The organism is Haladaptatus sp., from assembly GCF_049589095.1.
GTDB lineage: Archaea > Halobacteriota > Halobacteria > Halobacteriales > Haladaptataceae > Haladaptatus.
In genome coordinates, this window is sequence record NZ_JBAWAC010000252.1 from 1 (window position 1) to 5,651 (window position 5,651).

Consider the following 5,651-nt stretch of genomic DNA (forward strand, 5'->3'; position numbering starts at 1 on the left):
GGTTAGTTCACACGGATTTGGGGACGGATTTCGCCCCTTCCGAATTCGTCGGGACGTGTGAATGAACACCGAATGGTACGAGGACGCTGAATTATCGGTTGAGAACGCCTAGACAACCCGTTTTGACTGAGTCGAAACGGGTAGCGATGTACCGCTTTCGGCGAGTCCTCCGAACTATCGAAACGAACGACAAGCGCCGACGAATAGACGTCGACGAATAGACGTCGACGGATAAACGCCGACCGAGGAAAAGAATTCCTTACGCGGAATCCGCGACGCCCGGCAGGTCGTGGAGTTGGGTGAGCGATTCGATTTCGTATGTCGGTTCCTCCGGGAGTTCGTAGCCGTTCCGGTGTTCCCGACGGATGAAGGCCGAATCCAACCCCGCTCGGTGGGCGGCACGAACGTCACACGCGCTGTCCCCGACGTAGAGTCCGTCCGTCACGTCGAGGTCGTTCATGGCCTTCTCGATGTAGTACGTCTCCGGTTTCGTCCGGTCGAACCCCTGTACGGTCGGGTCGCGGCCGTACACCGCCTCGAACAGGTGCGTGAGGTCGAAGCGTTCCACCATGTACTCGATGGTTGCGTGCTGGTTGCTGCTGACGAGGCCCATGTCGTGATGGTCGACGAGGTCGAAGAGGACCGAGCTATCGTCGTAGAGCACCCGCTCGCCGCGGTCCATCATCCCGGACTGAAGTGCCGACGCGTTCTCCTCTCGCTCCGGCCAGAACCGTGCGAAATCGATGTCGTGACGGGCACACGCCCGTCGCATATCGTCCATCGTCGCACCGGCGATGAAGGCGTTCAGGTCGTCGTCCGATGGCGAGACGCCGAACGCGCCGAACGTCGCTTCGACCGCCTGTCGATAGATCGTCGGGTGGTCCGAATGGAAGTCCAGCAGGACCCCATCCACGTCGAACAGCACCGAATCGTATGTCATTGAATACTCCCTAGCGGCGGAGAGGACAAATAGGTTGTTCACCGAATTTCCGCGGACCGAGGGGTTAAGTCGATGCCCCACCCTCATTCGGCACCATGGAACGCTCGATAGACGACGGGTCGCTCGAAGCTACCCTCACGCGGGGAATGAACGAGGGTGCGTACCCCGGCGCGGTGGCCGCGATTGGGTCGGTGGACGGTATCGAACGGATCGCGGTCGTGGGCGACCGCGACCCTGAGCGGGGGGAGGCGATGACGCGCGGGACGACGTTCGACGTGGCCTCGCTGACGAAACCGGTCGTGACGGCGACGACGACGCTCTCGCTCCTCGAAGCGGGCGAGATCACGCTGTCGGACGAACTCCGACGACACGTTCCGAACCTCGACGGTCATCGACGCGGCGGAATCCGCCTCCTCGAACTCGTGACCCACAGTTCCGGGTTCCAACCGTACTCGTTCTCCGAGGAGTGGAGTTCGGTCGAGGACGTGTTGAACGGCCTCCGGAATCGATCGATACTCGAAGCCGAACCCGGCAGTCGAAACGAATACAGCTGTCTCAACTTCGTCTATCTGGCCGCGGCACTGCGGGGAGCGACCGAGCGCTCGTTGGGCGAACTCGCCGAGCAACACGTCTTCGGTCCCGCCGGAATGAAGGATTCGAGCCTCGGACCGCTGTCCGATACCGGGAACGTCGCCGCGACGTACGACCACGACTACCGCGACCGAGTCCTTCGTGGCGAAATTCACGACCCGCTCGGTTGGGCGATGGACGGGGAGAGCGGAAACGCGGGGCTGTTCACGACGGTGGACGACCTCGCGCGGTTCGCACGGGCGTATCTCGCCGCCGACGGGACGCTCCTCTCCGCGGCGACGGTCGAGCGCATGCAGGACGATTGGTTGCCCGGTCTCGACGCTCGCCACAGTCTCGGCTGGCGACTCGCCGACGAGACCTACCCCGCGCCGAACTGGTCGCGCGTCGGACTCGGCCACACGGGGTATACGGGAACGTCGTTGTGGCTCGACCACGACCGCGACAGGTTCACGATTCTGCTCACGAACCAAGTGTACGACGGGAAAGGAACCGGCCTCATCCGGTTTCGCGAGCGGTTCCACGCGATGGTCTCCGCCGGACGGTTCGACTGAGTTTCCCCCGCTGACCGGGCAATATTTAATACACGGCGCGAACGTTGGCTGGTATGGTCGCAGTCTGGAGTTATCCGTGGCGTCTGCTCTCTCAACAGCCCGACACGACGAGGGGTGAACTCGCCGAACTGGGCGTGACGGGCGTCAACGTCGCCGCGCACTATCACTCCATCCGAACGCTCGATCCGCGTTCTTCAGACACGTTGTTCGAATCGTACGAGGGGGGGTGTTATTTCACACCTGACTCGAAGCATTTTGCCGACACGCCCATCGACCCGCCGGTAAACGACATCGACGGTCACCCCGACCCGTTCGCGGACGTCGTCGAACGACTGACCGACGGTGGTATCGACGTCAACGCGTGGCTCGTCTGTTTTCACAATACAAAACTCGCGACGGAGAACCCGGAGTTCCGCGTCGAGAGCGCGTTCGGCGACGCCCACGAACACGCGTTCTGTCCGTCGAACCCCGAGGTTCACGCGTACTTCGAAGGCGTCGTTCGCTCGTTGGCCGACTACGATATTTCGGCGATCAACCTCGAATCGATCGGTTTCCCGAGCGTCTTCCATCCCCACGGTTCGACGTTCGGCCACGCGAAGAATCAGGTCGTCCGCGGACCGGACGAGCAACTATTGGTCTCCCAGTGTTTCTGTTCGGCGTGTCGGGAACGAGCGGCCGACCACGCCGTCGATTTCGACCGCGCCCGTGAAGTCACCCAGTCGCTCGCCCGCGACGTTCTCCGAACGCCGGAACGGCAGGTCGAGTCGCTGGCGAAACTCGCCGAAGAGGAACCCGTGCTCGCGGACCTCTTCGACTTCCGCGCGTCGGTCATCGACGACTTCCTCTCCCGAATCGCGGCGGCCAGCGGCGACGTCGAGTTGACCTACTCGACGGCGGACGGACTCGGCCGTGACCCGAACGACGGGTGGCCAGCGGGGGTCGTCCTCGACCGGATTCGACTGCATCTCGACCGCGTCATCGCGCTCTGCTACACGGACGACCGGGACCTCGCCCGGCGGCGAGTTCGTGGGTATCGGGATGCCGTCGAGATGCCGGTCGACGTCGGCGTGACGCTCGACCCTGACGTCATCGGTTCCGAGGACGAATGGCGGACGTTCGTCGCAGAGGTCGGTGAACTCGGCGACGAACTCCACGTGTACAACCACGCGCTCATGGGTGAGGCCCATCTCGACTGGCTGAACGCGGCGGTCGTCAAGCCGGAAAACTAGTCCCGACTCACACGGGGTTTTTTAAGGGGATAACGCATTGCCGAAGATATGGTTACGCTCGGCGTAGAACGGTTACTGGACGATTGTCCCGAGACGGTCGACGGCGAACGCCTCGGACTCATCACGAACCCGTCCGGTACCGACAGCAACCTCAACACGACGATAGACCTCCTCGATGCACGCGACGAGTTCGACTTGCGCAAACTGTTCGGGCCGGAGCACGGCCTGCGCGGCGACGCGCAGGCCGGTGTGAAGGTCGAAGACAGCACCGACGACCGAACGGGATTACCGGTGAAGAGCCTCTACGGCGAACAACGGCGGCTGAAACCGGAGATGGTGGACGATATCGACACCATCGTCTACGACATGCAGGACGTCGGCTGTCGGTTTTACACGCTCATCTACACGCTGGGATACGCGCTCAAGGGGGTCGCGGAAGCCGACAAGCGGATGGTCATCCTCGACCGTCCGAACCCCGTCTCGCCGCTCCCGGTCACCGGAAACCGAATCGACGCGGAGACGTCCTCGTTCGTCGGCGGCTACGAACTGCCCATCGTCCACGGGTTGACGGTCGGCGAGTTGGCGACGCACTTCAACGGCGAGTTCGACATGGGCGCGGACGTAGAAGTGGTCGAGATGCGCGACTGGTCGCGGTCGGACTGGTTCTCGGATACGGGCCTGCCGTGGGTGTATCCCTCACCGAACATGCCGACGCCGGGAACCGCGACGCTGTACCCCGGAATGTGTTTCTTCGAGGGGACGACCCTCTCGGAAGGGCGCGGAACGACGAAGCCGTTCGAACTCGTCGGCGCGCCGTGGATCGACGGGGACGAGTGGGCGTCGGAACTGTCGAGTCAGGATTTGGACGGCGTCGCCTTCCGACCGGCGTACTTCTCGCCGACGTTCTCCAAACACGAACGCGAGAACGTCACCGGCGTGCAGATTCACGTCCTCGATCGGGACGCCGTCGATCCCGTGATGGTGGGCCTGACGGTGCTCGCCTCGGCGTTCACGACGTACGACGATCCCGAGTGGATCGCCTACGACGACGAGTACTTCATCGACAAGTTGGCGGGGGGAAGCTATCTCCGGGAGACGATCGACGACGCGGACGGATCGACCGACCCCCGCGAAATCGCCGAAACCATCGTGAGCAGTTGGGAGGACGACCGGGCCGAGTTCCTCGACGCACGGGCCGAGTACCTGCGGTACTGATAGCCATGACGAGCGCACCAAGCGAACCGGAATCACCGACATCGGCATCGACATCGACGAATCCGCCATCGAACGTCACCGGACTGGAATCGGCGGTCGCGGCCCTCTCGCTGGAGGAGAAGGTCGGCCAACTGTTCGTCGCGGGATTCGACGGCCTCACGCCGACCGGGGAAATCGAGGAACTCGTCGCCGAACGGAATCTCGGCGGTATCATCTACTTCAGCCGAAACGTCGAATCACCCGAACAGGTTCGAACCCTCTCGCGGACGCTACAGGGGTTCGTCCCGGAGGAACTGCCGCCGCTGTTCGTCACCATCGACCAGGAGGGCGGCCGAGTCGCACGCCTCTCGTGGGGGACCGAACTGCCGAGCGCCATGGCGCTCGGCGCGGCCGACGATCCGGAACTGGCCGCGCAGGCCGGGAACGCCGTCGGACGGGAACTACGTTCCCTCGGGATCGACATCGACCTCGCGCCGGTCCTCGACGTGAACAACAACCCGGACAATCCCGTCATCGGCGTCCGGTCGTTCGGCGAACATCCCGAACACGTCGCGGAATTGGGTGCCGACTTTGCGGACGGGCTTCAGGACGCCGGTGTCGTCGCCTGCGGAAAGCACTTCCCCGGCCACGGCGACACGGCGGTCGATTCCCACCTCGATTTGCCGGTCATCGACCACGACCGAGAGCGCCTCGACGCGGTCGAACTGTTGCCGTTCCGGCGGGCCATCGAGGACGACATCGGGGCGATCATGACGACGCACGTCGCGTTTCCGACGATCACGGAGGACGCGGAGCGACCCGCGACGCTCTCCCGAAAAGTCGTCACGGGACTCCTTCGGGAGGAACTCGGCTTCGACGGCCTCGTCCTCACCGACTGCATGGAGATGAACGCCATCGCCGACGGCGTGGGTACCGCTGAAGGCTGCGTGCAGGCCGTCGAAGCGGGGTGTAACCAGATATTCGTCTCGCACACGCCGCGCAAGCAGCACGCCGCCATCGACGCCGTCATCGATGCCGTCGAATCGGGGCGCATCCCCGAGGAGCGAATCGACACCGCCGTTCGGCGGGTGTTTCACGCCAAGGGAGCGTACGATACGGGGTACGTCGGCGACGAGGAAGAGTGGG

5 protein-coding genes are annotated in these 5,651 nt (G+C 63.6%); 4 read left to right on the forward strand and 1 reads right to left on the reverse strand.

The genetic code is table 11. The features are described from left to right. Positions 1-259 precede the first annotated feature (259 nt). A complete protein-coding gene (locus tag WBV42_RS08185; RefSeq protein WP_423985591.1) occupies positions 260-940 on the reverse strand; it encodes an HAD family hydrolase in 681 nt (226 codons plus the stop codon). A 95-nt stretch (positions 941-1,035) separates the two neighbouring features. Between WBV42_RS08185 and WBV42_RS08190 the strand changes: the two genes are divergently transcribed. The 4 genes from WBV42_RS08190 to nagZ all read left to right on the forward strand — a co-directional run. Next, a complete protein-coding gene (locus WBV42_RS08190) occupies positions 1,036-2,082 on the forward strand; it encodes a serine hydrolase domain-containing protein (RefSeq protein WP_423985592.1) in 1,047 nt (348 codons plus the stop codon). Positions 2,083-2,135: 53 nt separating this feature from the next. Then, positions 2,136-3,311 (forward strand): hypothetical protein, encoded by a 1,176-nt coding sequence (locus tag WBV42_RS08195; RefSeq protein ID WP_423985593.1) that lies wholly within the window; start codon positions 2,136-2,138, stop codon positions 3,309-3,311. A 48-nt stretch (positions 3,312-3,359) separates the two neighbouring features. Then, the gene (locus WBV42_RS08200) at positions 3,360-4,526 is read left to right on the forward strand and encodes an exo-beta-N-acetylmuramidase NamZ family protein (protein WP_423985594.1); all 1,167 of its coding nucleotides are present in this window, start codon (positions 3,360-3,362) and stop codon (positions 4,524-4,526) included. A 5-nt stretch (positions 4,527-4,531) separates the two neighbouring features. Next, on the forward strand, positions 4,532-5,651 hold a 1,120-nt coding region (gene nagZ, locus WBV42_RS08205), incomplete at its 3' end, for a beta-N-acetylhexosaminidase (protein WP_423985595.1).

Excerpts from the sequence above, each read along its gene's own strand:
- WBV42_RS08185 (WP_423985591.1), bottom strand. The coding sequence starts at position 940 with ATGACATACGATTCGGTGCTGTTCGACGTGGATGGGGTCCTGCTGGAC.
- WBV42_RS08190 (WP_423985592.1), top strand. The coding sequence starts at position 1,036 with ATGGAACGCTCGATAGACGACGGGTCGCTCGAAGCTACCCTCACGCGG.
- WBV42_RS08195 (WP_423985593.1), top strand. The coding sequence starts at position 2,136 with ATGGTCGCAGTCTGGAGTTATCCGTGGCGTCTGCTCTCTCAACAGCCC.
- WBV42_RS08200 (WP_423985594.1), top strand. The coding sequence starts at position 3,360 with ATGGTTACGCTCGGCGTAGAACGGTTACTGGACGATTGTCCCGAGACG.